The 26,857-nt window shown below is 65.1% G+C and carries 22 protein-coding genes and 1 CRISPR repeat array; of the genes, 7 read left to right on the forward strand and 15 right to left on the reverse strand.

Annotation, left to right across the window (positions count from 1 at the left end; genetic code table 11):
• Window positions 1–30: 30 nt before the first annotated feature.
• On the forward strand, window positions 31–1,494 hold the full coding sequence (locus tag U1703_RS10590; protein WP_332785652.1) for a helicase HerA domain-containing protein: 1,464 nt from the start codon (window positions 31–33) through the stop codon (window positions 1,492–1,494).
• A gap of 146 nt (window positions 1,495–1,640) precedes the next feature.
• On the opposite strand, the gene U1703_RS10595 is transcribed toward U1703_RS10590, so the two are convergent.
• From U1703_RS10595 to U1703_RS10605, 3 genes are all read right to left on the reverse strand, one after another.
• Window positions 1,641–2,009 carry a hypothetical protein gene (locus tag U1703_RS10595; RefSeq protein WP_332785653.1) on the reverse strand — a complete coding sequence of 123 codons (369 nt, stop codon included), beginning with the start codon at window positions 2,007–2,009 and terminating at the stop codon, window positions 1,641–1,643.
• A 176-nt stretch (window positions 2,010–2,185) separates the two neighbouring features.
• Window positions 2,186–2,446, reverse strand: a complete 261-nt coding sequence (locus U1703_RS10600; RefSeq protein WP_320451713.1) for a DUF2312 domain-containing protein — start codon at window positions 2,444–2,446, stop codon at window positions 2,186–2,188.
• 150 nt (window positions 2,447–2,596) lie between these two features.
• Window positions 2,597–2,899, reverse strand: coding sequence for a DUF1244 domain-containing protein (locus tag U1703_RS10605; RefSeq protein ID WP_332785654.1), 303 nt, complete (start codon window positions 2,897–2,899; stop codon window positions 2,597–2,599).
• Window positions 2,900–2,971: 72 nt separating this feature from the next.
• Between U1703_RS10605 and pyk the strand changes: the two genes are divergently transcribed.
• From pyk to cas2, 4 genes are all read left to right on the forward strand, one after another.
• On the forward strand, window positions 2,972–4,441 hold the full coding sequence (gene pyk, locus U1703_RS10610) for a pyruvate kinase (RefSeq protein WP_320451711.1): 1,470 nt from the start codon (window positions 2,972–2,974) through the stop codon (window positions 4,439–4,441).
• Window positions 4,442–4,921: 480 nt separating this feature from the next.
• A complete protein-coding gene (gene cas9 / locus U1703_RS10615) occupies window positions 4,922–8,212 on the forward strand; it encodes a type II CRISPR RNA-guided endonuclease Cas9 (RefSeq protein WP_332785655.1) in 3,291 nt (1,096 codons plus the stop codon).
• A gap of 15 nt (window positions 8,213–8,227) precedes the next feature.
• Window positions 8,228–9,160 (forward strand): type II CRISPR-associated endonuclease Cas1, encoded by a 933-nt coding sequence (gene cas1, locus U1703_RS10620; protein ID WP_332785656.1) that lies wholly within the window; start codon window positions 8,228–8,230, stop codon window positions 9,158–9,160.
• A gap of 35 nt (window positions 9,161–9,195) precedes the next feature.
• The gene (gene cas2, locus U1703_RS10625; protein ID WP_332785657.1) at window positions 9,196–9,501 is read left to right on the forward strand and encodes a CRISPR-associated endonuclease Cas2; all 306 of its coding nucleotides are present in this window, start codon (window positions 9,196–9,198) and stop codon (window positions 9,499–9,501) included.
• Between the two features lie 73 nt (window positions 9,502–9,574).
• Window positions 9,575–11,720: direct repeats of the CRISPR family, unit length 36 nt; unit sequence AGTATAGCCGCTCAGAGATTGCGGTCCAGCGGCAAC.
• Window positions 11,721–11,936: 216 nt separating this feature from the next.
• Here cas2 and lpdA read toward each other — a convergent pair.
• The 10 genes from lpdA to phhA form a co-directional block, all read right to left on the reverse strand.
• Window positions 11,937–13,331, reverse strand: coding sequence for a dihydrolipoyl dehydrogenase (lpdA, locus tag U1703_RS10630; protein ID WP_332785658.1), 1,395 nt, complete (start codon window positions 13,329–13,331; stop codon window positions 11,937–11,939).
• Window positions 13,332–13,439: 108 nt separating this feature from the next.
• Entirely contained in the window at window positions 13,440–14,672 is a 1,233-nt protein-coding gene (odhB, locus tag U1703_RS10635; RefSeq protein WP_332785659.1) for a 2-oxoglutarate dehydrogenase complex dihydrolipoyllysine-residue succinyltransferase, read from the reverse strand.
• A 115-nt stretch (window positions 14,673–14,787) separates the two neighbouring features.
• Window positions 14,788–17,769 carry a 2-oxoglutarate dehydrogenase E1 component gene (locus tag U1703_RS10640; protein WP_332785660.1) on the reverse strand — a complete coding sequence of 994 codons (2,982 nt, stop codon included), beginning with the start codon at window positions 17,767–17,769 and terminating at the stop codon, window positions 14,788–14,790.
• A 130-nt stretch (window positions 17,770–17,899) separates the two neighbouring features.
• Window positions 17,900–18,784, reverse strand: coding sequence for a succinate--CoA ligase subunit alpha (gene sucD / locus U1703_RS10645; protein ID WP_042484035.1), 885 nt, complete (start codon window positions 18,782–18,784; stop codon window positions 17,900–17,902).
• A gap of 56 nt (window positions 18,785–18,840) precedes the next feature.
• Entirely contained in the window at window positions 18,841–19,137 is a 297-nt protein-coding gene (locus U1703_RS10650) for a GIY-YIG nuclease family protein (protein ID WP_332785661.1), read from the reverse strand.
• 54 nt (window positions 19,138–19,191) lie between these two features.
• On the reverse strand, window positions 19,192–20,154 hold the full coding sequence (gene mdh, locus U1703_RS10655; protein WP_076717375.1) for a malate dehydrogenase: 963 nt from the start codon (window positions 20,152–20,154) through the stop codon (window positions 19,192–19,194).
• Window positions 20,155–20,286: 132 nt separating this feature from the next.
• Window positions 20,287–21,399, reverse strand: coding sequence for a cell division protein ZapE (gene zapE, locus U1703_RS10660; protein ID WP_332785662.1), 1,113 nt, complete (start codon window positions 21,397–21,399; stop codon window positions 20,287–20,289).
• 213 nt (window positions 21,400–21,612) lie between these two features.
• Window positions 21,613–22,392, reverse strand: coding sequence for a succinate dehydrogenase iron-sulfur subunit (locus tag U1703_RS10665; protein WP_320451864.1), 780 nt, complete (start codon window positions 22,390–22,392; stop codon window positions 21,613–21,615).
• A 110-nt stretch (window positions 22,393–22,502) separates the two neighbouring features.
• Window positions 22,503–23,078 carry an ATP-dependent Clp protease proteolytic subunit gene (locus U1703_RS10670; protein WP_332785663.1) on the reverse strand — a complete coding sequence of 192 codons (576 nt, stop codon included), beginning with the start codon at window positions 23,076–23,078 and terminating at the stop codon, window positions 22,503–22,505.
• A gap of 59 nt (window positions 23,079–23,137) precedes the next feature.
• Window positions 23,138–24,007, reverse strand: a complete 870-nt coding sequence (phhA, locus tag U1703_RS10675) for a phenylalanine 4-monooxygenase (protein ID WP_332785664.1) — start codon at window positions 24,005–24,007, stop codon at window positions 23,138–23,140.
• 74 nt (window positions 24,008–24,081) lie between these two features.
• Between phhA and U1703_RS10680 the strand changes: the two genes are divergently transcribed.
• Both U1703_RS10680 and U1703_RS10685 read left to right on the forward strand, forming a co-directional pair.
• The gene (locus tag U1703_RS10680) at window positions 24,082–24,717 is read left to right on the forward strand and encodes a TIGR02117 family protein (protein ID WP_332785665.1); all 636 of its coding nucleotides are present in this window, start codon (window positions 24,082–24,084) and stop codon (window positions 24,715–24,717) included.
• Window positions 24,678–25,418 carry an alpha/beta hydrolase gene (locus U1703_RS10685; RefSeq protein WP_332785666.1) on the forward strand — a complete coding sequence of 247 codons (741 nt, stop codon included), beginning with the start codon at window positions 24,678–24,680 and terminating at the stop codon, window positions 25,416–25,418. The genes U1703_RS10680 and U1703_RS10685 overlap by 40 nt, the downstream gene beginning before the upstream one ends.
• Here U1703_RS10685 and U1703_RS10690 read toward each other — a convergent pair.
• Together U1703_RS10690 and U1703_RS10695 are read right to left on the reverse strand one after the other, a co-directional pair.
• Complete coding sequence (locus tag U1703_RS10690; RefSeq protein WP_332785667.1) at window positions 25,412–25,717, reverse strand: hypothetical protein; 306 nt, start codon at window positions 25,715–25,717, stop codon at window positions 25,412–25,414. The genes U1703_RS10685 and U1703_RS10690 overlap by 7 nt on opposite strands.
• 16 nt (window positions 25,718–25,733) lie before the next feature.
• A complete protein-coding gene (locus tag U1703_RS10695) occupies window positions 25,734–26,747 on the reverse strand; it encodes a glycerophosphodiester phosphodiesterase (protein WP_332785668.1) in 1,014 nt (337 codons plus the stop codon).
• Between the last annotated feature and the right edge of the window lie 110 nt (window positions 26,748–26,857).

A 26,857-nucleotide genomic window follows, 5' to 3' on the forward strand; every position in this document is an offset into this window, starting at 1 on the left:
TGGGGCGTTGATCGGCCAAACGCCAGAGTCATGACGGTACGCGTGGATATGGGAACCGACGAGCGTGGCTCGTCGGTGCCGATCGATCTTGAGGAACTGCTGGCGACCCGCCTGCTGGTGCAGGGCAATTCGGGGTCGGGAAAGTCGCATCTGCTGCGCCGCCTGCTCGAAAGATCGGCGGGCCAGGTGCAACAGGTGGTCATCGACCCGGAGGGCGATTTCGTCACCCTGTCCAAGGCTTACGGCCATGTCGTGATCGAGGCGGGCGACTATGCCGAGCGTGAGGTCGGGCGCTTCGCCTCGCGCATTCGCGAGCACCGCGCCTCGGTCGTGCTCAGCCTGGAGGGGCTGGAGATCGAGGGGCAGATGCGCTGCGCCGCCACCTTCCTGAACGCGCTGTTCGATGCCCCGCGCGAGCACTGGTATCCTGCCCTCGTGGTGGTCGACGAGGCACAGCTCTTCGCCCCCACCACGGGCGGCGAAGTGACCGAGGAGGTGCGCCGCGCCTCGCTGTCGGCGATGACCAACCTGATGTGTCGCGGCCGCAAGCGCGGGCTGGCAGGGGTGATCGCGACCCAGCGACTCGCCAAGCTGGCCAAGAACGTCGCGGCGGAGGCGTCCAACTTCCTGATGGGCCGCACCTTCCTTGACATCGACATGGCGCGCGCCGCCGACCTGCTCGGCATGGAGCGGCGGCAGGCGGATGCGATTCGCGATCTGGCGCGCGGCACCTTCCTGGCGCTGGGCCCAGCCGTCTCGCGGCGGCCGATCACGGTGAAGATCGGCGCGGTCGAAACCTCGGCCCGCTCGGGCAGCCCCAAGCTGACCCCCCTGCCCGACGCGCCGCCGCCCGACCTGCAGGAACTGCTGTTCGCGCCGGTCGAGGAAGCACCGACCCTGCCGATGACCTTCGATCCGCGCCCACGCCGGGTGCCCGCCGAGGAACTGATGGCCGACCTGGGCCGACCGCCCCTGCCGACCACCGCCGCCCCGCCCGCGCCCGAGATGGACGCGGGCGAAGTCGAGGCGATCTACGAACAGGTGCTCCGCGCGATCGTCGAGGACCCCGAATCGACCTTCCGCCCTGCCTCGGTCCTGTTCCAGGATTTCCAGGTGCGCTGCCGGATGGCGGGGCTGGCGCGGCCGCCGCTCGACCTGAACGGCTTTGCCCGGCGGCTGTCCTGCGCGCGGGCCGGGATTTTCGACGTCAGCGATCCCGACTGGCAGGAGGCGCTGGCGCTGGCCGCGATGCTGCCCGACGACATGCTGGGTGCGTTCCTGCTGGTCGCGCGCGCAGCCCGCGAGGGGCTGCCCTGCCCGCCGGATACCAAGATTGCCGAGACCTATGGCACCAGTTCGCTGGGCCGGGTGAAGCGGCTGATCGCCTATATCGAGAGCCGCGACCTGTTCGTGTGCCGCACCGACCTGACGGGAAAGCGGTCGATCACGATTCCCCGGCTGGGCTGGACGACCCAGGCGGCGGAGATGGGGTGAGGGTTTGCCCTTGGCCTTCGACTTCGCTTGAGGAGAACGGGCGTTTGGGATCATGAGCCACAGCTACCCACTCCGTTCAGCCTGAGCGAAGTCGAAGGCCACGCTCCACATCCGCCGCGTACCGACAGGTTGGCGGACTTAAGTGATCAAGGCTTGGGAGCGGCTGGCTGGTCCTTCAGGCGCGGTATCCAGATCGTGCACGACAGCCCTTCGACCAACGGCCCGCCATCCGGCATCCTCACCCGCTTGAAGCATCCACCCAACGGAAATGCGCGGCTGAGCCATTTCCCCTCGGGCGTGTCCTGTTCGAAGGACTCGATCTTGTGACGCTCCAGGAACACCCACAATTTTTCCGACGCCTCGCCCGCACAGATATATTTATGGCTGTCTGCCGTCTCGCGCACATCCCCGACGTTGACTGCCTCGCCCAGACAGGCCTCCATCAGGACCGGCACCTGTTCCGGAAAGGGCTTTTCGTTCCCGATAGCGAGCAGCGCGATGGCGAAGATCAACATGATGGAACGGGTATATGCCCGGTCCGATCACGACCGGCAATGATCTGAAGCACAGCTACCCACCCCCGCTCAACCTGGAGCGAAGTCGAAGGCCACGCCCCACCACCCGCCAAACAAAAAGGGCGACGGAGCCACCAGCCCCGCCGCCCTTCGCATCTCCGAACCCGAAACCGGGATCAGATCATGCCCAGCGCCTTCATATACACTTCGAGGATGGCTTCCTCTTCCTGATACTCCTCGCGCTTCTTCTTGCGGATCGCCATGATCTTGCGGATCGCCTTGGGGTCGTACCCGCGCGCCTTGGCTTCGGCGAAGACATCCTTGATGTCGTCCGAAATGCCCTTCTTCTCTTCTTCCAGCCGCTCGGCCCGCTCGATCAGCAGGCGCAGCTCGTCGGCCGTCACATTGCCGCTGCTGTCGAAATTCTCGTCCGCCATTGTCTCTAACCTTCTTGAAATCCGATATGCCCCGACGAGCCCTGCCATGTCGCCGCCACGACGCGGCCCTGCCTCGGCGAAGGTCGGTCCGGCGCGGATGTCGGGATCGCGGGCGGTCTAGGCGGTTCCGCGCCCGGGCTCAAGCGGGGGTTAACGGTTCTTCTTCACGCTCTCGGCCATGCGTGCGAGTTGTTCGGGTGTCGCCTCGGCCTGATGCTCGGCCTTCCACTGGTCGTACGGCATGCCATAGATCGCCTGCCGCGCCGTCGCCTTCTCGACCCCGGCCGCCTCGCCCACCCAGTCGGACAGGCAGTTGCGGCAGAAACCGGCCAAGCCCATCAGGTCGACATTCTGCGCATCGGTGCGGTGGCGCAGATGCAGCACCAGCCGACGAAACGCCGCCGCCGCCGCCGCGTCATCAATTGCATTCAACGCATCCAGCGTATCGCTCATATTCGTCGCTCCTAGGTTGATCGTAACGCATTAGGCTTTAGGACACTGGCCGCAAAGAAGCAGGATGTGAACATGACCAAGGCCCTCCCCCCGCGTTCGCGCAAAGTCCGCGTCCTCGCCACACTCGGCCCGGCCAGCAGCGATCCCGAGACGATCGCCACCCTGTTCCAGGCGGGCGCCGACGCCTTTCGCATCAATATGAGCCATGGCGACCAACAGTCGAAAATCCCGCTGATCCAGGCTATTCGCGGGCTGGAGGAGCGGTTCGGCCGCCCGACGACGATCCTGGCCGACCTTCAGGGCCCCAAGCTGCGCGTCGGCAAGTTCGCCGAGGGCAAGATCATGCTGGAAACCGGCAGCACCTTCATCCTCGATCGCGACCCGACGCCGGGCGACGCCACCCGCGTCGAGTTGCCGCACAAGGAAATCTTCGCCGCGATCGAGCCGGGCGCGCGCCTGTTGCTCGACGATGGCAAGCTGGTCCTGCGCGTCGCCTTCCACGACGCGGACAAGATCACGACCCTGGTCGAGGTCGGCGGTGCGCTGTCCAACAACAAGGGCCTGAACGTCCCCGACGTCGTGCTGCCGATGGCCGCTCTGACGGAGAAGGATCGCTCGGACCTGGCCTTTGCGGTCGAGCAGGGCGTGGACTGGATCGCCCTGTCCTTCGTGCAGCGGCCCGAGGACCTGATGGAGGCGCGCGGCCTGATCAAGGGGCGCGCCGCCCTCCTCGCCAAGATCGAGAAGCCGCAGGCGATCGACCGGCTGGAGGAGATCGTCGAGCAGTGCGACGGCGTGATGGTCGCACGCGGCGACCTGGGCGTCGAATTGCCGCCGCAGATGGTGCCGCCGCTTCAGAAGCGCATCGTCGAGGTGTCGCGCCGCATGGGCCGCCCGGTCGTCGTCGCGACCCAGATGCTCGAATCGATGATCCAGAGCCCCTCGCCCACCCGCGCGGAAGTGTCGGACGTGGCGACCGCCATCTATGACGGTGCCGACGCGATCATGCTGTCGGCCGAATCGGCGGCGGGTGCGTGGCCGGTCGAATCGGTCGCGATGATGAACGCGATCGGCGTGTCGGTGGAGAATGATCCCGGCCACGGCGACCGCATCCACTTCACCGCGATGACCCCCGACCCGACCACCGCCGACGCGCTGGCCGAGGCCGCGGCGCGGATCACCAACACCGTGTCGGCCAAGGCGATCATCTGCTTCACCACCAGCGGATCGACCGCGCGCCGTATCGCGCGCGAGCGTCCGTCGGTGCCGCTGCTGGTCCTGACGCCGCAGCTCGAGACGGCGCGTCGCCTGGGCCTGCTCTGGGGCACGCATGCGGTCCACACCCGCGACGTGGAATCCTTCGAGGAGATGGTCGCCAAGTCCAAGCGCATGGCGCTGCGCCATGGCATCGCCGAGGCGGGCAACCAGGTCGTGCTGATGGCGGGTGTCCCCTTCCGCACGCCGGGATCGACCAACGTGCTGCACGTCACCCGCATCATGGGCGACGAACTGACCAATTACGGCGATCGTAGCGAGGCGTAAGCGCCGAGCCGGTTTGCCGCGAAACAGGATCGGGCGGTGGAGTGAAGACTCCGCCGCCCTTTTTCGTGCGCGGCGAGTATCCGGTCCAGACAAGAAAAAAGCCAGCGCCGTAGCGCTGGCCTTATCTGGTGCAGACATGACTGCTTGTTAGCCGCCAGTACCGCAATCTCTGAGATCTCAAAATTATGTCAGTAGAGACCAATGTCAAGAACAGAATTCGGTCTAGCCGCAACCAATCACCTTTCGCGAACTAAAACGTTAGCGTTATAGATTGGCTACTCGACGAGACGCATCGCGAGCTGCGCCCCATCTCTGGCATTCAAAGGCCTTGGTGGAGGGGGCTTTTCGTCCGCCAATATCAGCTTAACTATACTTCCCGTTGTACTGAGTCAATGCCCCAATCACCTTTATTGACTAATCCCTCCAAATTGGCTCCAATACGGCTCGCGAACGAGCCGGGCGCCACATAGGATGTACGTAATGCAAACGCGGAGCAAACTTCAGACTTGGCGCTTGGGGATTGATCTCGGGGCGAACTCCTTAGGATGGGCCGCGCTACGGCTGGATAGCGCGGGCAACCCAGACAGTGTCCTCGCCATGGGCTCCAGAATCTTCAGCGACGGACGCGATCCGAAATCGGGGGCCTCGCTGGCGGTAGACCGCCGTGCGGCACGGGCGATGCGGCGACGGCGCGACCGGTTCAAGCAGCGTCAGGCCGCGTTGATCAAATATCTCGTCCGCGACGGGCTGTTTCCCGAAGACCAGGCCGAACGCCAGCGGCTGGCGCTGGAGGACCCTTATGCCCTGCGCGCGCGGGCGCTGGACGAAAAGCTGTCGCTGCACGAGCTTGGTCGTGCGCTGTTTCACCTCAACCAGCGGCGCGGTTTCCAATCCAATCGCAAGACCGATCGTGGGCAGGATGACGAAGCGGGCAAGATCGCGGTCGGCGTCGACCGGCTGACCCGCCGGATGGAGGAGGAGGATGCCCGGACACTGGGCGAGTTCCTTCATAAGCGGCGGCAGGCGGCGCAGGATGCCAACCATATTCCCTCGGTCCGCACCCGGCTGCGCCCCGAGACGGGTGAAAGGGCCAAGGGCGACGGCTATGACTTCTACCCATCCCGCAAGCTGATCGCCGAGGAGTTCGCCGAGATCTGGGCGGCGCAGGCGCCGCACCATCCGGACGCACTGACGCCTGTGGTGCATGACCGGCTGTACGAGATCATCTTCCACCAACGCCCGCTGAAAGCGCCGCCGGTCGGGCAATGCACGCTGATCCCCGGCGAGACACGCCTGCCCAAGGCGCATCCGCTGTTCCAGAAGCGCCGCCTGCTGGAGGAGATCAACGCGCTGATGATCGTCCGCGCGGGCGAAGTCGCCCAGCGCCTGACGCCCGAGCAGCGCGATACGCTGTATCTGGCGCTCAAGACGCGCGCCAAGATGACCTTCGCGGCCTTGCGCAAACAGTTGAAGCTCGACCCGGCGGACCGCTTCAACAAGGAAAGCGAGAACCGCACCGAGTTGAAGGGTGACGAGGTCGCCGCCGAAATGGGGGCGAAGAAGCGGTTCGGCACGCGCTGGCCGCATCTGTCGACCGAGGCCCAGTGGGAGGTCGTCCGGCGATTGATGGCCCTCGAGTCGGAACGCGACGAGGCGGCGTTCCAGGACTGGTTGCGCGAAGCCCATGGCCTGTCGGAGGATGAGGCCGGCGCGGTGCTGGGTGCACGATTGCCCGACGGCCATGGTCGCTTCGGCCCCACCGCGACGACGACGCTGATCGACTCGCTCATGCACGATCGAACCGAAGACGGGCGGGTCGTGGTCTATAGCGAGGCGGTGCAGCGTTCCGGCCTTGGCCATCACAGTGATTTCCGGAGCGACGATCCCGACGCGGATGTCAGTGAGCTGCCCTATTATGGCGTCGCGCTGGAACGGCACATCATGCCCGGCACCGCCGAGCCGACCGACCCGGAGGAGATGCGGGTCGGCCGCCTGACCAACCCGACCGTGCATATCGGGCTCAACCAGTTGCGCCATGTCGTGAACCGGCTGATCCGCGCCTATGGGCCGCCGAGAGAAATCGCGGTCGAACTGGCGCGCGAACTGAAATTGAACGAGGAAGAAAAGAAGCGGCGCAACCGCGAGAATAGCGACAACCGCCTCGCCGCCGAGGGCCGTTCCAGGAAGTTGGAGGAAATCCGCCAGCGCGACACCGGCGCCAACCGTGCGCTGCTGAAGCTATGGGAGGAACTCAATCCCGGCAATGTCCTCGACCGGCGCTGCATCTATACCGGCGAGCAGATTTCGATCGACATGCTGTTCTCCGACCGGGTCGAGGTCGACCATATCCTGCCCTTCGCCGAAACGCTGGACGATTCGAACGGCAACAAGCTGCTCTGCCTGCGCGAGGCCAATCGCGAAAAGCGCCGCCGGTCACCCCATGAGGCCTGGGGGCACACTGATCGTTGGCCCGGCATTGCCGAGCGCGCTTCGCGCCTGCCCAAGGCCAAGCGCTGGCGGTTCGAGCCGGATGCGATGCAGCGTTTTGCCCAGGACGGCGGCTTCCTGGCGCGGCATCTGGTCGATACCCAGTATCTGGGGCGGCTGGCACACGAATATCTGACATGGCTCTATCCCGGGCGCGGCGAGGGAACGAGCCATGTCTGGGTATCGCCCGGCAGGCTGACCGAGATGGTCCGGCGCAAGCTGGGGCTCAACGACCTGCTGCCCGACCATAATTTCGGCGGTGGCGCGGACCAGCCCAAGAACCGGCTCGACCACCGCCACCATGCCATCGACGCAGCGGTGGTCGCGATCGTCGACCGGGGGATGCTGAACGCGATCGCCAGCGCTTCGGGGCAGGATGGCAGCGAGGGGCGCGAGCGTATCCATATCCCCGCGCCCTGGGACGGCTTTCGCGACGATCTGCGTGTCGCGGTCAACCGCATCATCGTTTCGCATCGCCCCGACCATGGCACCGTGTCCAAGGCGGGCCTGCGTCCCGGCCGCGACCAGACCGCCGGGCGGCTGCACAACGATACCGCCTATGGCCTGACCGGGCAGACCGATGCCAAGGGCAACAGCATCGTGGTCCGCCGCGTGCCCCTGTCATCGATCAGGAAGCCCGCCGACATTTCGCGGGTCCGCGATCCGTTGCTCCGCGACGCGCTCAGCGAATTCACGCAAGGGCATGACGGCAAGGCATTCGAGGCGCGCATGGCCCGCTTCGGCGAACTTGGCCCCCTCCTCTATCGCGGCACCCGCCGGGTGCGCGTGACCGAACCCTTGACCGTCATCCCGATCCGCGACCGCAACGGACGCGCCTATAAGGGGTATAAGGGCGACAGCAATTACCGCTATGACGTATGGGAAATGCCCGATGGGAAGTGGCGGTGTCAGGTGGTGTCGATGTTCGACGCGCACCAGACATCCGAACAGCCCCGCCCCCACCCCGCCGCCCGCAAGGTCCTGAGCCTGCAGCGCAACGATGTCCTTGCCGTCGAGCGGACCGAAGGCAGTCGCGAACTGGTTCGTGTCGTGAAATTCTCCGAAAAGCAGTTTGCCGTCGCGCCCCCGCATGAGGGCGGTGCCCTGAAGGCGCGCGACGCCGATGGCGACGATCCGTTCCGGTATTTCTATCCGTCGCCCAACACGTTGAAGGGCTGGCGCGCCCGCCAGGTGCGGATCGACGAACTGGGCCGCGTGCTCGACCCCGGCTTCCCTGCGCGCAAGGCCGTCCGACGCACCCGGCCGCGCCCCTCCGCCGACTGACGGAGCGACGCCGCGATGGGATTGGAACGGATCGTCGATATCGCCACCGACAATCGGCACCTGTCCGTCCATCGCGGCTTCATGATCGTCTCCGAAGAGCGGGTCGAGGTCGGCCGCGTGCCGCTCGACGATGTCGGTGCGGTCATCGTCCATGCGCACGGCGTCACCTGGTCGACGAACCTGATCGTCGCGCTGGCGGAGCGTGGCGCGGTGATGCTGCTCTGCGGCGCCAACCACAGCCCCACCGCCATCTGCCTGCCGATCGACGGCCATCATGCGCAGAACGGCCGGATGCGTGCTCAGTGGGAAGCCGGGCGGCCGCTGTCCAAGCAGCTCTGGCGCGCGCTGGTCGTCGCCAAGATCCGCTGGCAGGGTGCGGTCCTTGCCGCCAACGGCCACTCCGCCACCGCCTTCGACCATCTGGCGCGCAAGGTCGGCTCGGGCGACCCGGAGAATATCGAGGCACAGGCGGCGCGCCGATACTGGCCATTGCTGATGGGCGAGGCGTTCCGCCGCGACCGAGACGCCGACGGCACCAACGCCTTGCTCAACTATGGCTATGCGGTGATGCGCGCCGCCTGCGCCCGGGCGGTGGTCGCCGCTGGCCTGCATCCGTCGATCGGGGTGCACCATGCGCATCGTGGTAATCCCTTCGCGCTGGCCGACGACGTGATCGAGCCGTTTCGCGCGCTGGTCGATGCATTGACCATCCGGCTCATGGCGCATGGCATCACCGGCGTCACGCCCGAAGCGAAACGCGCCTATGCCGCGCTGATCGCGGTCGACCTGATGCTCGACGACGGGGTCACCACGGTCTGGCTGGCGATCCAGCGCGCCGCCCAGACACTGGCGCGAAGCTTCCAGTCCGGTCGCGCGACCGACCTGATCCTGCCGCTCCCGCCCTCCGCACTCGAGATCGCGGCGCTGGACTGTTTGTTACCGCGATGAGCACCGGTGCGGCGCTCCTGTCGGGATATCGACTGATGTGGATTTTCGTCATGTTCGACCTGCCCGTCACCAGCAAGACCGAGGCACGCGCCGCCACCAAGTTCCGGCAATATCTGCTCGATGAAGGATTCGAGAAGAGCCAGTTCTCGGTCTATGCCCGCTTCTGCAGCGGCAAGGAACAGATGGAGGCGTATCTGCGTAGGATCGAGGCGAACCTGCCCGACAAGGGTGAAATCCACATTCTGAGCTTCACCGACCGCCAATATGAAAACATCATCCGATTCGCCGGACAATCCCGCAGGCAAGCCCGGAAAAATCCGGACCAACTGGCGCTGTTCTGATGATTCGTGAGCGTTTTGACTATGCTGGATGGCAGGTTTCGTCGTTGAAGATCAACACGATACCCCACCATCCAGTATAGCCGCTCAGAGATTGCGGTCCAGCGGCAACGATCGTCCGCCCATAAGCATCAGTCTTCACAGTATAGCCGCTCAGAGATTGCGGTCCAGCGGCAACGTGCTGGCGCCGCGCGATCGGCCAGCCGAAGTATAGCCGCTCAGAGATTGCGGTCCAGCGGCAACGGCAACCGGCCGGGATAGTTAATTTTCTTCAGTATAGCCGCTCAGAGATTGCGGTCCAGCGGCAACTCATATTGCAACCAGGTCAGGTTGATCAGGAGTATAGCCGCTCAGAGATTGCGGTCCAGCGGCAACAAGGGGGGTATCCCATATCAGACCTCGTCTAGTATAGCCGCTCAGAGATTGCGGTCCAGCGGCAACAACTCGCCGCGCATAGGCTGGCGGACGATAAGTATAGCCGCTCAGAGATTGCGGTCCAGCGGCAACTTGTACTCGACCTTGTAGTGATCGAGGAACAGTATAGCCGCTCAGAGATTGCGGTCCAGCGGCAACCTGGCGTTGGTCGTCAGCACAATCGGGTGTAGTATAGCCGCTCAGAGATTGCGGTCCAGCGGCAACGACCTGATACCGTCAGCGACTTCCTCGACAAGTATAGCCGCTCAGAGATTGCGGTCCAGCGGCAACCAGGGTCCGGTCGTACAGTACCTGGTTGGCAGTATAGCCGCTCAGAGATTGCGGTCCAGCGGCAACGAGCCGGATTGGGGCGAGGAAGGCGAGGAAAGTATAGCCGCTCAGAGATTGCGGTCCAGCGGCAACCTTTTCGCGGACGCACCAGCAATCGGAATTAGTATAGCCGCTCAGAGATTGCGGTCCAGCGGCAACCCGATCGCCGCTTTGGCGAGTTCGGCCGTCAGTATAGCCGCTCAGAGATTGCGGTCCAGCGGCAACGTGCCTTCCCGCGCAGACGACGAGCCTTGCAGTATAGCCGCTCAGAGATTGCGGTCCAGCGGCAACTGACGGTCGGTGACGACGTGTTGGTCCAAGAGTATAGCCGCTCAGAGATTGCGGTCCAGCGGCAACCGCGCGGTCATAGGCTGCTTTCACCTTATTAGTATAGCCGCTCAGAGATTGCGGTCCAGCGGCAACGGGAACAGAAGCCCGGCAACACGAACAGTCAGTATAGCCGCTCAGAGATTGCGGTCCAGCGGCAACCTGTCCTGCACGAAGCCGCGCACGTTCTGGAGTATAGCCGCTCAGAGATTGCGGTCCAGCGGCAACGCTTCTTCCGCCGTGTGTGGGAGCATTGCGAGTATAGCCGCTCAGAGATTGCGGTCCAGCGGCAACCCGCATTCTCCGCGCTCGTCAGGGCGTTAAGTATAGCCGCTCAGAGATTGCGGTCCAGCGGCAACTTCTCCTCGTCCGTGACCTCGCGGCGGACGAGTATAGCCGCTCAGAGATTGCGGTCCAGCGGCAACTCGCCAGGGCCTCGGCGCGGGCGTTGAAATAGTATAGCCGCTCAGAGATTGCGGTCCAGCGGCAACGTACACTCGCTGGAATACTATATCAATCGGAGTATAGCCGCTCAGAGATTGCGGTCCAGCGGCAACTCTTGCCTTCCACCAGCGTGCTCATGAGGGAGTATAGCCGCTCAGAGATTGCGGTCCAGCGGCAACGATCGAAGTCGAGAAGCCACTATACGACGCAGTATAGCCGCTCAGAGATTGCGGTCCAGCGGCAACCGAGCGCGGCGCGGACGACCAAGCCGTCAGAGTATAGCCGCTCAGAGATTGCGGTCCAGCGGCAACCCGGCGGTCGGGCTGGATGCAGGCTATGTAAGTATAGCCGCTCAGAGATTGCGGTCCAGCGGCAACAGCAGCCAAGCAGGGTGGCCTGCGCGGACAAGTATAGCCGCTCAGAGATTGCGGTCCAGCGGCAACTAGATCGTGATCGGCGGCAAGCTAGGCCCCAGTATAGCCGCTCAGAGATTGCGGTCCAGCGGCAACTCCTATGGGCTTACCGAAGCGTCGCCCGTTAGTATAGCCGCTCAGAGATTGCGGTCCAGCGGCAACGCCCCTCTACCCGCAGCTGCTGCACCGCAGAGTATAGCCGCTCAGAGATTGCGGTCCAGCGGCAACACAACCAATGGGACATCGGCGCGGTGCTCGAGTATAGCCGCTCAGAGATTGCGGTCCAGCGGCAACTCTGGTCGTGGCGCTGCGGGTAAGGTTAGCGTGCGCCAATGGGCTTCCGGCACTTTGTCGACGCTTGGCTTCCCGTGAAGACGGCCGACAGCCTCTAGCCGGCAATCTGACCAGCAAGCCCGTCGCCCTGCACCCCGTCACCTGCCGCCCAAAAACAAATACGGGCGAGCATCGCAAGATGCCCGCCCGTCTCATCAGTTCTTCGGCAAGGCCGGGTCAGATGTGGATCGGCTTGCCCTGCACTGCCATCGCCGCTTCCTTCAACGCCTCGGCGTGGGTGGGGTGGGCGTGGCAGGTGTAGGCTATGTCTTCCGACGTCGCGCCGAATTCCATCGCCTGCGCGGCCTGGGCGATCATCGTGCCCGCAAGGCTCGAGATGATCCACACGCCCAGCACGCGGTCGGTCTTGGCGTCGGCGATCACCTTCACGAAGCCATCGGTGTCGCGGTTGGTCTTGGCGCGGCTGTTGGCCGCGAAGGGGAACTTGCCGACCTTGACCTCGCCCTTTTCCTTGGCGGCTTCTTCCGACAGGCCGACACCGGCGATTTCGGGCATGGTGTAGACGACGCTGGGGATGACGTCGTGGTTCACGATGCCTGTTTGCCCTGCGATGTTCTCCGCCACCGCGACGCCTTCGTCCTCGGCCTTGTGGGCGAGCATCAGGCCCGGCGCCACGTCGCCGATCGCCCAGACACCGTCGACATTGGTCGCGAAGTCATGGTCGATCTCGACCTGGCCACGACCGTTCAGCTTCACGCCGGCGGCTTCCAGGTTCAGCCCATCGATGTTGGGCTTGCGGCCGATGGCGACCAGCACGGCGTCGGCCGACAGCGTTTCCGCCGCACCGCCAGCCGCCGGCTCGACCGACACGGTCGCGCGGTCGCCCTCGACGGTGACGCCGGTTACCTTGGTCGAGGTCTTCAGCTCCATGCCCTGCTTCTTGAACAGCTTGGCCGATTCCTTGCGGACCTCGCCATCGAAGCCGGGCAGGATCTGGTCGAGATACTCGACGACCGTGACCTTGGCACCCAGACGACGCCAGACCGAACCCAGTTCCAGCCCGATCACGCCGCCGCCGATGACGACCAGATGTTCCGGCACCTTGGGCAGCGCCAGCGCGCCGGTCGAGTCGACGACGACCTTCTGGTCGATCTCGACGCCCGGCAGCGGGGTCACGACCGAGCCGGTGGCGATCACGATGTCGCGCGCGGTGACGGTCTGGTCGCCGACCTTGACCGTGCTCGCATCCTGGAACGCGGCCTTGCCCTTCAGCCAGGTGACCTTGTTCTTCTTGAAGAGATACTCGATGCCGCCGGTCAGCTCGCCGACCGCCTTGGCCTTTTCGGCATGCATCTGGTCGAGGTTGAGCTTGGCGCACTCGATCTCGATGCCGAACTTCGCGAACGCGCCGTGGCTGGCTTCCTCGAAGATCTCCGATGCGTGGAGCAGCGCCTTGGACGGGATGCAGCCGACGTTGAGGCAGGTGCCGCCCAGCGTCTCGCGCGCCTCGGCGCACGCGGTCTTCAGGCCCAGCTGCGCCGCGCGGATCGCCGCGACATAGCCGCCGGGGCCGGCACCGATCACCAGGACGTCATAGTCATACTCAGCCATTTGTCTCTCCCGTTCCCCGGCCTGGGGTCCAGCCTGCGGGCGCACCCGCCTTTACATAGAACGAACGGACCCTCGCGGTTGCGAGGGCCCGTATAGATCACAAAGCGATCAGAGGTCGATCAGGATGCGGGTCGGATCCTGGATCGCGTTCTTCAGCGCGACGAGGAAGGTCACCGCCTCGCGACCGTCGATGATGCGGTGGTCATAGGACAGCGCCAGGTACATCATCGGGCGGATGACGATCTGGCCGTCGACGACGACCGGGCGCTCCTCGATCCGGTGGAGGCCCAGCACCGCCGACTGGGGCGGGTTGATGATCGGGGTCGACATCAGCGAGCCGAACACGCCGCCGTTCGAGATGGTGAAGGTGCCGCCCTTCATCTCGTCCATCTTCAGCGTGCCGTCCTTGGCGCGCTTGCCGAAGTCGCCGATCGTCTTTTCGATGCCCGCGACCGTCAGGTCCTGCGCATCGCGGATGACCGGCACGACCAGGCCGTTCGGGGCCGAGACGGCGACCGAGATGTCGGCATAGTCGTGATAGACGATCTCATCGCCCTCGATCGACGCGTTGACCGAAGGAATGTCCTTCAGCGCCATCGTCGCGGCCTTCACGAAGAAGCCCATGAAGCCCAGGCGGACGCCGTGCTTCTTCTCGAACAGGTCCTTATACTTGGCGCGCGCCTCGATCACCGCGGTCATGTCGACGTCGTTGAACGTCGTCAGCATCGCGGCGGTGTTCTGCGCCTCCTTCAGGCGCTTGGCGATCGTCTGACGTAGGCGCGTCATCTTCACGCGCTCTTCCTTGCGCGCCGAACCGGCGGGCGCAGCGGCCGGAGCAGCGGCGGCGGGAGCAGGCGCGCTCGACTTGCTGGCAGCGGCGGCGGCGACATCTTCCTTGGTGATGCGGCCGTCCTTGCCGGTGCCCTTGATCGTTGCGGGGTCGAGGCCATGCTCGAGCACCGCACGACGGACCGACGGCGAGAGTGCGGCGGGCGAGTCGCTCGACTCGTCAGCGGCAGGCGCAGCGGCCGGAGCCGGAGCAGCAGCAGCCGGAGCGGCCGTTGCGGCAGGCGCCGCCGCTTCGGTCTTGGCCGGGGCCGAGCCACCGGCATCGACGGTCGCCAGCAGCGCGCCGACCTGCACCGTGTCGCCGACCTTCACGGCATGTTCGCCCATGACACCCGCCACCGGCGAGGGCACTTCGACCGAGACCTTGTCGGTCTCCAGGCTCGCGATCGGCTCGTCGACCGCCACCGCCTCGCCCGGCTGCTTCAGCCACTCACCGAGCGTCGCTTCGGAGATCGATTCGCCCAGCACCGGCACCAGAACTTCAGTCGCCATTTCCATTTCCTCCACCCGGTCCATCGACCGGGGTTCTTACGCGGGCGGGCAAAACGCCCGCGCCAGATTTCATCCCTCCCCGGTCCCGCGAAGGACCGGGGCGCTCGTCAATCGTTCAGTCCGCGGCCGCCGTGGTCGGCTTGGCGGTGGTGTTGCTGCCCTCGGCGCGCGTCCGGCGGATTTCGTCGCGGACATTGTGGCCCAGCGCATCGGCGACCAGCGCACCCTGCTCTGCGGTGTGGCGCTTCATCAGGCCGGTGGCCGGGGAAGCCGCCGCCGCACGACCCGCATAACGCGCACGCTTCACGCTCGCACCGGCCTCGGCCAGCGACTCCTCGATCAGCGGCTCGACGAAGAACCAGTAACCGTTGTTCTTCGGCTCTTCCTGCGCCCAGACCACGTCCTGCAGGTTCGGCATCCGCGCGATCCGCTTGGCCAGCGCGTCGCTGGGGAACGGATAGAGCTGCTCGACGCGCACGATCTGGGTCGTGGTGTCGCCCGCCGCATCGCGTGCCTCGATCAGGTCGTAGGCGACCTTGCCGGTGCACAGGACCAGACGCGTCGTGGCCTCGTCGGCGGCACCGTTGGTGTCCGACAGCAGACGGCGGAAGTGGCTGTCGCCCTGGAACTCCTCGGCCTTCGACACCGCCAGCTTGTGACGCAGCAGCGACTTGGGCGTCATGACGATCAGGGGCTTGCGGAAATTGCGGTGCATCTGGCGGCGCAACAGGTGGAAATAGTTGGCCGGGGTAGTGCAGTTCGCAACCTGGATATTGTCGTTGGCGCACGACTGGAGGAAGCGTTCGGGACGCGCGGAGCTATGCTCCGGCCCCTGGCCTTCGTAACCATGCGGCAGCAGCATCACGAGGCCGTTGGCACGCAGCCACTTGGACTCGCCCGACGTGATGAACTGGTCGATCATGATCTGCGCGCCGTTGACGAAGTCGCCGAACTGCGCCTCCCACAGCACCAGCGTCTTCGGATCGGCGAGCGCATAGCCATATTCGAAGCCTAGCACGCCGTACTCGGACAGCGGGCTGTCCAGCACCTCGAAGCTGCCATGCTCGACGGTCTTCAGCGGCACATACTTGTGCTCGTCGGTCTGGTCGACCCAGACCGCGTGACGCTGCGAGAAGGTGCCGCGACCCGAATCCTGGCCCGACAGGCGCACGCCATAGCCTTCCGACAGCAGCGAGCCGAAGGCCAGCGCCTCGCCGGTCGCCCAGTCGAAATTCGCGCCGGTGGCGAACATCTGGCGCTTGGCGTCCAGCACGCGGTTCAGCGTCTTGTGGACCTGCAACCCCTCGGGGATCGTGGTCAGCGTGCGGCCGATCGCGTCGAACAGCTTCTTGTCGAGGCCGGTTTCGACGTTGCGGCGACCCTGATCGGTTTCCTTGGGTGCCGACAGACCTGACCAGCGACCGGCAAACCAGTCGGCCTTGTTGGGCTTGTAGCTCGCACCCGCCTCAAACTCGCCTTCGCAGCGGTTGGTGTACTGCTTGATGTTCTCGTCGACCCAGGCCTGATCGACCACGCCTTCGGACACCAGCCGCTTCGAGTAGATTTCGCTGACACCGGGGTGCGAGCGGATCTTGTTATACATCAGCGGCTGGGTGAAGCCCGGCTCGTCGCCCTCATTGTGGCCGAAGCGGCGATAGCACCACATGTCGATCACAATGTCGCGGTGGAACTTCTGACGGAACTCGATCGCCATCTTGGTGGCGAAGGTCACCGCCTCGGGATCGTCGCCATTGACGTGGAAGACCGGCGCCTGGACGCCCTTGGCCACATCCGACGGATAGGGCGAGGAGCGCGCGAACTGCGGCGAGGTGGTGAAGCCCACCTGGTTGTTGATGATGAAGTGGACGCAGCCGCCGGTGTTGTAGCCACGGATGCCCGAGAAACCGAGGCACTCCCAGACGATGCCCTGGCCGGCAAAGGCCGCGTCGCCATGGATCAGCACCGGCACCGAGGCCGAGTGATCCTCCAGGTCGCCCGCGATCGTCTGGATCGCGCGGGTCTTGCCCAGCACGACCGGGTTCACCGCCTCGAGGTGCGAGGGGTTGGCAACCAGCGACATATGGACCTTATGGCCGTCGAACTCGCGGTCGGTCGACGTTCCGAGGTGATATTTCACGTCGCCCGAACCACCGATATCATCGGGGTTGGCCGAGCCACCGGCGAATTCGTGGAAGATCACGCGCAGCGGCTTGGCCATCACGTTTGCCAGCACGTTCAGACGGCCGCGATGCGCCATGCCGAACACGATCTCGCGCACGCCCATCTGGCCACCGTACTTGATGACCGATTCGAGCGCGGGGATCATCGACTCGCCACCGTCCAGGCCGAAGCGCTTGGTGCCGACATATTTCTTGCCGAGGAATTTTTCCCACTGCTCGGCCTCGATGACCTTGTTCAGGATCGCCTTCTTGCCATCGACGGTGAAGTCGATCGCCTTGTCCTGGCCTTCCATCCGGTCCTTGAGGAAGCGGCGCTCCTCCACGTCCGCGATGTGCATGTACTCGAGGCCGATATTGCCGCAGTAATTCTTGCGCAGCGTGTCGACCAGCTCGCGAACGGTCGCCCATTCGAAGCCCATCGTGCCGCCCAGATAGACCTTGCGGTCGAGATCAGCGTCGGTGAAGCCGTGATATTCGGTCTTCAGGTCTTCCGGAAGCTCACGCAGGCCCGACAGGCCCAGCGGATCGAGGTTCGCCGCGAGATGGCCGCGCACCCGGTAGGTGCGGATCAGCATCTGCGCGCGGATCGCGTCGCCCGCCGCCTTGACGATGTCGGCGGTCGAGGGCGCAGGTGCGGCCGAAGCGGCAGCGGCGGGCTTACCGCCCTTGGCAGGCTTGGGGGCCGGTTCCATCTGGGTGGGGTCGAGGCCCGCCGTCAGGTCGTCGGTCGAGGTCAGCGGCCAGCGCTTGTTCTGCCAGCTGGGGGCTCCGACGCCCTGCTCCAGACCGTCGAAAAAGGTCCGCCAGCCCGCATCGACCGACGACTGATCGGCCTGATACTTGGCGTAGAGCGTTTCGATGAAAGCGGGGCTGACGCCCGCCGCGATTTCGCTGAATTCCTGGCCTTCGTAGCCCATGAGACGCTTCCTCGACCGCCCGTCTTATCAACTATCGCCACCCCGGCACATCCGCCTGGGGTCCGCAGCCGCGAGCGGCCCGCCTGCCGCCACGGACCCCGGCGGTTGTGCCGGGGTGACGCGATACGCCTTACTTGTTCAGCACCGACAACAGCGTCGAGCCAAGCTCCGACGGCGAAGCCGCGACCTTGATCCCGGCCGCTTCCATCGCCGCGATCTTGTCCTCGGCGCCACCCTGGCCGCCCGACACGATCGCACCGGCATGGCCCATGCGACGGCCCGGAGGCGCGGTGCGGCCCGCGATGAAGCCGGCCATCGGCTTCGAGCGACCACGCTTGGCCTCGTCACGCAGGAACTGCGCGGCTTCTTCTTCCGCCGAGCCGCCGATCTCGCCGATCATGATGATCGACTGGGTCTCGTCATCGGCCAGGAACAGCTCCAGCACGTCGATGAAGTTGGTGCCGTTGACGGGATCGCCGCCGATGCCGACCGCGGTCGTCTGGCCCAGGCCGGCGTTCGAGGTCTGGAACACCGCCTCATAGGTCAGCGTGCCCGAGCGCGACACGACGCCGACCGAGCCCTTCTTGAAGATCGAACCCGGCATGATGCCGATCTTGCACTCACCCGGCGTCAGGACGCCCGGGCAGTTCGGACCGATCAGGCGCGACTTCGAACCCGACAGGGCGCGCTTCACCTTGACCATGTCGAGGACCGGAATGCCTTCCGTGATCGCGACGATCAGCGGGATCTCGGCGTCGATCGCTTCCAGGATCGAGTCGGCCGCGAAGGGCGGCGGCACATAGATGACCGACGCGTCGGCGCCCGTCTTCGACTTGGCTTCGGCGACGGTGTTGAAGACCGGCAGGCCGATATGCTCGGTGCCGCCCTTGCCCGGCGTCACGCCGCCGACCATCTGCGTGCCATAGGCCAGCGCCTGCTGGGTGTGGAACGTGCCGGTTTCACCCGTCATGCCCTGGGTGATGACCTTGGTGTTCTTGTTGACGAGGATGCTCATCTAACTTCTCTTCCTCTTGTTCCCCGGCGAAGGCCGGGGCCCAGTTGGGGAAACGATCATGGCAGTGCGATCCGGTCGTAAAGATCATCCCATTCGGGATTGAGCCCTTCGATTTCCCGCAGCTTCCAGGCCCGCTTCCATTCTTTCATCCGCAGCTCGCGCTGCCGTGCTGATTCGATGCCCTCATGCGCCTCGAACCATACGAGGCGATGACAGCGATGTTTTCGCGTGAACCCGGCGACCACCCCTTCGCGATGCTGTAGCACGCGCCGGGCGAGATTGCTGGTCACACCGAGATAGAGCGTGCCGTTGCGATCGCTGGCCATGATATAGACATAGCCCGGTCGCTCCATCTCAAACGCCTTCCCAACTGGGCCCCGGCCTTCGCCGGGGCACAATGGAATGGATTACGCCAGCGACTCGTCGATGCCCTTGCAGGCGACGAGCAGTTCCTTGACCGCGTCGACCGAAACCTGAAGGTTTGCCTTCGCCTCGTCCGACAGCTTGACCTCGACCACCTTCTCGACGCCGTTCGCGCCGATCACGACGGGGACGCCCACGTACAGGTTGTCGATGCCATACTCACCCGACAGGTGCGCGGCGGCAGGCAGGATGCGCTTCTGGTCGTACAGATAGGCTTCGGCCATCGCGATGCCGCTGGTGGCGGGGGCGTAATAGGCCGAACCGGTCTTCAGCAGCGCGACGATCTCGCCGCCGCCGCCACGGGTGCGCTTGATGATCTCGTCGACCTTTTCCTTGGTCGAGAAGCCCATCTCGATCAGATCGCTGACCGGTATGCCGCTGACGGTCGAATATTCCAGGACCGGGACCATGGTGTCGCCGTGGCCGCCGAGCACGAAGGTGTTCACGTCCTTCACCGACACGCCGAATTCCTCGGCTAGGAAGTGCGAGAAGCGGGCCGAGTCGAGCACGCCGGCCATGCCGACGACCTTGTTCGCGGGCAGACCCGAGAATTCGCGCAGCGCCCAGACCATCGCGTCGAGCGGGTTGGTGATGCAGATCACGAAGGCGTCGGGCGCGTTGGCGGCGATGCCCTCGCCGACAGCCTTCATCACCTTCAGGTTGATGCCGAGCAGGTCGTCGCGGCTCATGCCGGGCTTGCGCGCGACACCGGCGGTGACGATGATCACATCGGCGCCCGCGATATCGGCGTAGTCGTTGGAACCCTTGATGTTCGCGTCGAAGCCTTCGACCGGGCCGCACTGCGACAGGTCGAGCGCCTTGCCCTGGGGCACACCCTCGACGACGTCGAACAGGACGATATCGCCCAGCCCCTTGAGCGCGGCGAGGTGCGCCAGCGTGCCGCCGATGTTACCGGCGCCAATCAGCGCGATCTTCTTGCGAGCCATTCCAATCCTACTCCGTAGTGGACGTACGTGATTGGTCACGCGGCCTACGCCCATTGCGGCGTCGGGGCAACCGTTATTCCACAGAGTTTAAGAATTTAAACGATAATGGTTCGCAAGTGCATTAAGGCACGATCAAGCCTCGTCCGAGCCATGCCCCTGCGCCAGATAGTCCTCGGACCGCATCTCTTCCAGGCGGCTGATCGTGCGTTCGAACTCGAACCGGCCGTCCCCGGTTTCATAGAGTTCGGCGGGCTGGGCGTCGGCTGCGGCGAGCAGCTTGACCTTGTGTTCGTAGAGCGCGTCGATCAGCTGGACGAAGCGCGCCGCCTCGTTGCGATTCTCCGGCCCCAGCTTGGGGATGCCGACCAGGATAACGGTATGGAAGCGCCGCGCGACGGCCAGATAATCCGCCGCCCCGCGCGCCTCGCCGCACAGCCGCTTGAACGAGAAGACCGCGACGCCCTTCAGGGCCTTGGGGACGTGCAGCACGCGGCCACCGACCTTCAGATCCTCCGAGGGGACGTGCGCCGCATCCTCGACCGGATAGTCGGTCAGGCGGAAGAACGCCGCCGACAACGTCATCGTCGCCTTCGACCCGTTGGGCACCAGCCATGTGTCCAGCCGCCCCAGCCGGTCGCGCCGATAGTCGGTCGGCCCGTTGAGCGCCAAAACGTCCAGCCGCGCCTCGATGAGCGCGATGAAGGGCAGGAAATGCTCGCGGTTGAGCCCGTTCTTGTACAGGTCCTTGGGCGGCCGGTTAGAGGTGGTGACGATCGTCACCCCCGCCTCGATCAGCGCGGTGAACAGCCGCGACAGGATCATCGCGTCGGGGCTGTTCGTCACCATCATCTCGTCGAACGCCAAGAGTCGCACCTCCTCGGCCAGCGCGGCGGCGACCGGGGCGATCGGGTCGCCCGCCTGCTTGGCGCGCTCGGTGGCGATGCGGGCGTGGACCTCCAGCATGAACTCGGCGAAATGGACCCTGCGCTTGGCCTGAACCGCGACTTGGGTAAAGAACAGGTCCATCAGCATCGACTTGCCGCGACCCACGTCTCCCCAAAGATAGACGCCTTTGGGAGCAGGCGCGCCCTTGCCGGTCAGGCGGGCGAGGAAGCCGGTCTTGCGCGGGGTTTCGAGTTCGTTTGCCAGTGCCTCGAGTCGGGCGGCGGCGGCGGCCTGTTCGGGATCGGGGCGGAGCTCTTCGGCGGCGACCAGGCGGCGATAGGCGTTCAGGATATCAGGCATGTTGCAGGCGATGTCTGCCCTGGCCCGTCTGGCGTCAACCCCTACCCTCACCCTTCCCACCCGCTTGCAGCGGGCGGGCCCCTTCCCTCTCCCGATGGGAGAGGGAGGGAGGCGCATAGCGCCGGAAGGGTGAGGGTGGCTTGGCAAACCGAGCAGAAACAAAAAAGGGGGCCGTTTCCGACCCCCTTTCTGTTTCCATCGAAAGCAACCGAATCAGATGACCCGCTCGGCTTCCATCTTCTTGATCTCGGCGATCGCCTTGGCCGGATTCAGACCCTTGGGGCAGACATTCGCGCAGTTCATGATCGTGTGGCAACGATACAGGCGGAACGGATCCTCCAGCTCGTCCAGACGCTCGCCGGTCATCTCGTCGCGGCTGTCGGCCAGCCAGCGATAGGCCTGGAGCAGGATCGCGGGGCCCAGGAACTTGTCGCTGTTCCACCAATAGCTGGGGCAAGACGTCGAGCAACAGGCGCACAGGATGCACTCGTACAGCCCGTCGAGCTTCGCGCGGTCGTCGGGCGACTGGAGCCGCTCCTTGCCCGAGGGGGCGGGCGACACGGTCTGCAGCCACGGCTTGATCGAGGCATATTGCGCGTAGAAGTGTGTGAAGTCGGGGACCAGATCCTTGACCACATCCATATGCGGCAGGGGCGTGATCTGGACTGTGCCCTTCACATCCTCGATCGCGGTGGTGCAGGCCAGGCCGTTGCGACCGTCGATGTTCATCGCACACGATCCGCAAATACCCTCGCGGCACGAACGGCGGAAGGTCAGCGAGCTGTCCTGCTCCGCCTTCATCTTGATCAGCGCGTCGAGCACCATCGGACCGCACTCGTCCAGATCGATCTCGAACGTGTCGTAACGCGGGTTCTGGCCCGAATCAGGATCGTAGCGATAGACCTTGAACTTTTTCAGGCGGCCTTGCGTGGTCGCCTGATGCGCTTCGCCCTTCTTGATAACGCTGTTCTTCGGCAGGGCAAATTCGGCCATGGTCAATAACCCGCTGGATGGGCCGGCCCCGGGACCGGCAAAGGATTACCAGAGCCGATACATGACAGGACCGGATGTCGCAAATGTCTTGAAGCGATTTAGGCGCGTGCTCAGATCACATCAAGGATGAGGCCCAGATCGCGCGCCTCCTCGGCATCGATATACCAATTGCTGACCGCCTTTTCGCGCAGGGTCTCGAACGAAACCTGCGATCCGTTGACGATCGCGCGGAACCCCTCCTCCTGGATCAGGACCGACTGTTCGATTTCGTGCAGCTTGGCCTTCAGGATCGCGGGCAGGGTGGTGAGCGGACCGCTCAGGTCGATCGATCCCGACATCTGACGCTCGTGCAGCATCAACCGGGTGCCGCGCGTCAGGAATCGACTCTCGACCGGGAAGGCCGACATGAACGTCGCGCCCGCCGAATAGACCGCGACCTTGCCCAGGAATAGTGTCTCGCGCCCGGTATAGTCGCGCAGCAGGCGGATCGAGTCGCCCATGGCGCGCGCCATTTCCGGGTCGCCGCCCAGCGTGGTGATCGACACGACCAGCGGACCGTCGGCCGGTGCGGCGGCCAGCTGGTCCTTGAAACCGGCATACATCACCTCGTCCACGGTGCCGTAGAGCTGGATATGCGGGCGGGCGAGCAGCGGGTAGTTCACCGCGTTGTTGGGAAGATTGTGCATGACGCTTGCGAACCGGGGGTGGGCGATAAGGTTCCGGTTCGGAGGCCCAGAGCGACCTCCTATCCAGCCTTCGCCTTGGCATATTCCTGCGTCCCCCGCGTCACCACATCGTCCCCCGCCTCGATCTCCGCCACCGGGATATCCGGCAACGCCTTGATCTCCTGATATAGCGGCGCGAAGTCCGTCTCCAGCGTGGTGCGCAGCAATTCCTCGTAACTGGGGATCACGAAATAATTCTGCTGGAAATCGTCGATCCGGTATTCCGTCCGCATCACCCGCTTCAGGTCGAAGCCGATCCGGTTGGGGCTCGGGTCCTCCAGTGCGAAGCGGCTTTCCGAATAGCTCGACACGATGCCTGCGCCATAGATGCGCAGGTCGCCACCCTCGCGCACCAGCCCGAACTCGACCGTGTACCAGTAAAGCCGCCCCAGATATTTCAGCGCGTCCATGCCCAGCGCCCGCTGCCCGCCGCGCCCATAGGCGGCGAGGTAATCGGCGAAGACCGGATCGGCCAGCATCGGCACATGGCCGAACACGTCGTGAAAGACGTCCGGCTCTTCCAGATAATCCAGCTGGTCGGGCCGCCGGATGAAATTGCCCGCGACGAAGCGGCGATTGGCCATGTGGTCGAAGAACACATCGTCGGGCACCAGCCCCGGCACCGCCACCACCTGCCACCCGGTCAGCTTCATCAGCCGCTCGGACAGTTCCTCGAAATCGGGAATACCCGGCCGCGACAGCTTGAGCACATCGAGGCCGCGCAAATACGCCTCCGACGCGCGGCCCGGCAGCAGCTTGGATTGGCGCGCGAACAGCGTATCCCAGGTCGCATGTTCCTCGACCGTGTAATGCTCCCACCCCTGCGGAATGGTCCAGTCGGCCCCTGCCCCTTCGGGCGGGGCGGCGAGAACATGGGTATCCTGTGCCATGCGCAAAGCCTATCATGAAGATGGTGACAAATGAAACCATAGCGTGGCGACGGCTGGGGCGCGTTGCAAGGGGGATGCTGGCTGCGATCGGCCTGATCCTGTTCGGTTATTTCACTCTGGGGCTGGCGCTGGGCATGATAGCGCGGGCGAGCGCGCCAATGCCCGCGGCGGGCGCGGATGCCGTCACCATCTTCGTCGAGTCGAGCGCGGTCCACACCGCGATCATCGTGCCGAAGCAGGCAGCGGGGGTGGACTGGCGCGACTGGGCACCGCCGCAGGACCTGCGCGACCCACGCTATGCGGGCTTTCCCTTCCTCGCCATCGGCTGGGGCGAAGCGGGATTCTTTCGCGAGACGCCGCATTGGCGCGACGTGAAGCCCGGCACGATCGTGCACGCGGCGCTGGGCAGCGACCGGACGCTGATCCATGTCGATCACCTGCCGTTGCCGCGCGCCAATGGCGACGATGTCCGCATGATCCGGCTGTCGCCTCAGGCCTATCGCAAGCTGGTCGGCTTTATCCAGGCAAGCTGGAAACGCGGCGGGCCGCATGGTCCGGGTTATGACGTGTACGACGCCTTTTACGAGGCAAGGGGGCGCTACAGCGCCGCGCATACCTGCAACAACTGGACCGGCGATGCGCTGGCGGCGGCGGGGGTGCGGATGGGCTGGTGGACGCCCTTTCCATGGACGGTGATGCGGTGGCTGTGACCCCGCCGCCGTCGAAAGCGCTCTGGGCCGCCGAATTGCCGCGCGCCTTGTGGATGGGTGCGACCTGGTGGCGACACCGGGCCGAGCTGGCCGCCGCGCCGCGCGGCGACGGGCGGGCGCTGATGGTGCTGCCCGGCCTGGTCAACAGCGACCGGGCCACGGTCGTCCTGCGCCGATACCTGACCGGCAAGGGCTACCGGGTGCATGGCTGGGGACTGGGCCGCAATCTGGGCATTCGCAGCGTCGGGCGAGAAGCCGAGCGATTGATCGCGCGGTTGGAGTCGCTGGCCGATACCGGCCCAGTGACACTGATCGGCATCAGCCTGGGCGGGATCATCGCACGCATGGTGGCGCAGGCCCGGCCGGATCTGGTCGCGGGGGTCATCACGATCGCCTCGCCCTATGCGGGCCCGGCGCGGGCGACCAATGTTTGGCGCGCCTTCGAGCATCTGACCGGCGAGCGGGTGGATGATCCGGCGGTGATCGCCCGATCGGCGGCGATCGCGGGGCCGCTCCCCTGCCCCTCCGCCGCGATCTGGAGCCGGAGCGACGGGCTCGTCGCCGGGATCATCTGTCGCGACGATGCGACCCCGGCGGTCGAGGTCCGCTCCAGCCATTTATGGGTGCAGCACCGGCCGCAGGTGCTGGCGGCGGTGGCGACCATCCTCGCCGGATGGCCGCCACCGGTCAGCGATCAGTAACCGGCGCGATAGCCGTCATAGCCCTGCTGGCTGGGCTGTTGGCCCTGCTGCTGGCACTGTTCGGGATGCTTGCGGCACTGCTTCTCATACTCGCGGCGCGCGCGGCCTTCCTTGGCCTCCTGCTTGCGCATCTTGCGGCCGTAATTGCGATCGGCCTCCGACTGGCTGGTCGTCGTCCAGTCGACCACCTGCCCCGCCGCCTGGAACGGTGCCTTCACGACACTGGCCACCGTCTTGACGCAGCCTCCGGTGGTCAGCGGCAGGGTCAGGACGGCGAGCTTCAGGACGAGGTTACGCATGGTCGTTGGGGTTCTTTCAGCGGGCGCGCAAAAAAGCGTTGCGCGTTTCTACCCCGATTTGCGGGAAATCGGTGAAGAAACCGTCGATGCCCTGGCCCAGCGCGGCGCGGATTTCGCCCGCCACATCGCCATGCGCCTTGGCATCCGAACCCTTGCGGAAAGCCGCCCGCACGAACTGGTTCTCCGCGCGATAGGTCCAGGGGTGGACCCGCAGGCCCGCCGCATGGGCATCCGCGACCAGCGTCGAGGGCGCATCACCCTTCCACAACATCGCCTTGTCCGGCCCGATCCCCCAGGCATAGGTCGCGACCTGTTTCATCCCCTCGGGCGTCATCATCGCGGCGTAGGTCGGCGCGGCGGCGTCGGCCGGACCGCCCTCGCCCGCGACCAGCTGGATCAGGCGGATGCCGGTCATCGTCTTCAGATGTTGTAGGTTCTTCACCTCGAACGACTGGATGAAGACCGGCGCGTCCGCCGTCTTCCACCCGGCCTTCTCGAGCGCGGCGACCAGCGGCGCGTCGGTGCCCTTGCCGATCGATGCGAAATAGGTCGGATGCTTGGTCTCGGGATAGATGGAGATGGTCCGCCCCGTCTCCTTCGACCGCTGCTTGGCGAGCGTGATGATCTCCTCCAGCGTCGGGATCTGGAATTGCCCGTCATAGGCGGTTGAGCGCAGCTGCGGCAGGCGTTCGCGGGCGCGCAGGCTCTTCAGCTCGGCCAGGGTGAAGTCCTCGGTGAACCAGCCGGTTTCGGTCTGGCCGTCGATCGTCTTGGTCGTCTTGCGATCGGCGAATTCGGGATGGGCCGCGACATCGGTGGTGCCCGAAATCTCGTTCTCGTGCCGCGCGACCAGATGGCCGTCCTTCGTCGGCACCAGATCGGGTTCGATCACGTCCGCGCCCTCGCGGATCGCGAGATCATAGGCGGCCAGCGTATGCTCGGGACGTTCCCCGCTCGCCCCGCGATGCGCGATGACGATAGGCGAGGAAAGCGAGGGCGAGGATAACGGCGTATGGGGTTCGGCGGACATGGCCTCAGACTGCCCCAAGACCAGCGAGACGGCAATGAGAGTGGTTCGCAACGGGAAACGTGCGCAAGTCATGGCGTTTGTTCATCCAACTGTAATCCCAAAGGGATGGC

It is taken from the genome of Sphingomonas flavida (assembly GCF_036663655.1).
Classification (GTDB): Bacteria; Pseudomonadota; Alphaproteobacteria; order Sphingomonadales; family Sphingomonadaceae; genus Sphingomonas.

What these genes read in the sequence shown, in the direction of transcription:
- U1703_RS10640 (WP_332785660.1), bottom strand. Translation starts at nt 17,769, where the DNA reads ATGGGCTACGAAGGCCAGGAATTCAGCGAAATCGCGGCGGGCGTCAGC.
- U1703_RS10665 (WP_320451864.1), bottom strand. Translation starts at nt 22,392, where the DNA reads ATGGCCGAATTTGCCCTGCCGAAGAACAGCGTTATCAAGAAGGGCGAA.
- U1703_RS10670 (WP_332785663.1), bottom strand. Translation starts at nt 23,078, where the DNA reads ATGCACAATCTTCCCAACAACGCGGTGAACTACCCGCTGCTCGCCCGC.
- cas9 (WP_332785655.1), top strand. Translation starts at nt 4,922, where the DNA reads ATGCAAACGCGGAGCAAACTTCAGACTTGGCGCTTGGGGATTGATCTC.
- lpdA (WP_332785658.1), bottom strand. Translation starts at nt 13,331, where the DNA reads ATGGCTGAGTATGACTATGACGTCCTGGTGATCGGTGCCGGCCCCGGC.
- U1703_RS10695 (WP_332785668.1), bottom strand. Translation starts at nt 26,747, where the DNA reads ATGTCCGCCGAACCCCATACGCCGTTATCCTCGCCCTCGCTTTCCTCG.
- odhB (WP_332785659.1), bottom strand. Translation starts at nt 14,672, where the DNA reads ATGGCGACTGAAGTTCTGGTGCCGGTGCTGGGCGAATCGATCTCCGAA.
- U1703_RS10650 (WP_332785661.1), bottom strand. Translation starts at nt 19,137, where the DNA reads ATGGAGCGACCGGGCTATGTCTATATCATGGCCAGCGATCGCAACGGC.
- U1703_RS10590 (WP_332785652.1), top strand. Translation starts at nt 31, where the DNA reads ATGACGGTACGCGTGGATATGGGAACCGACGAGCGTGGCTCGTCGGTG.
- cas2 (WP_332785657.1), top strand. Translation starts at nt 9,196, where the DNA reads ATGTGGATTTTCGTCATGTTCGACCTGCCCGTCACCAGCAAGACCGAG.
- U1703_RS10680 (WP_332785665.1), top strand. Translation starts at nt 24,082, where the DNA reads ATGCTGGCTGCGATCGGCCTGATCCTGTTCGGTTATTTCACTCTGGGG.
- cas1 (WP_332785656.1), top strand. Translation starts at nt 8,228, where the DNA reads ATGGGATTGGAACGGATCGTCGATATCGCCACCGACAATCGGCACCTG.
- U1703_RS10595 (WP_332785653.1), bottom strand. Translation starts at nt 2,009, where the DNA reads ATGTTGATCTTCGCCATCGCGCTGCTCGCTATCGGGAACGAAAAGCCC.
- zapE (WP_332785662.1), bottom strand. Translation starts at nt 21,399, where the DNA reads ATGCCTGATATCCTGAACGCCTATCGCCGCCTGGTCGCCGCCGAAGAG.
- U1703_RS10690 (WP_332785667.1), bottom strand. Translation starts at nt 25,717, where the DNA reads ATGCGTAACCTCGTCCTGAAGCTCGCCGTCCTGACCCTGCCGCTGACC.
- sucD (WP_042484035.1), bottom strand. Translation starts at nt 18,784, where the DNA reads ATGAGCATCCTCGTCAACAAGAACACCAAGGTCATCACCCAGGGCATG.
- U1703_RS10600 (WP_320451713.1), bottom strand. Translation starts at nt 2,446, where the DNA reads ATGGCGGACGAGAATTTCGACAGCAGCGGCAATGTGACGGCCGACGAG.
- mdh (WP_076717375.1), bottom strand. Translation starts at nt 20,154, where the DNA reads ATGGCTCGCAAGAAGATCGCGCTGATTGGCGCCGGTAACATCGGCGGC.
- pyk (WP_320451711.1), top strand. Translation starts at nt 2,972, where the DNA reads ATGACCAAGGCCCTCCCCCCGCGTTCGCGCAAAGTCCGCGTCCTCGCC.
- U1703_RS10605 (WP_332785654.1), bottom strand. Translation starts at nt 2,899, where the DNA reads ATGAGCGATACGCTGGATGCGTTGAATGCAATTGATGACGCGGCGGCG.
- phhA (WP_332785664.1), bottom strand. Translation starts at nt 24,007, where the DNA reads ATGGCACAGGATACCCATGTTCTCGCCGCCCCGCCCGAAGGGGCAGGG.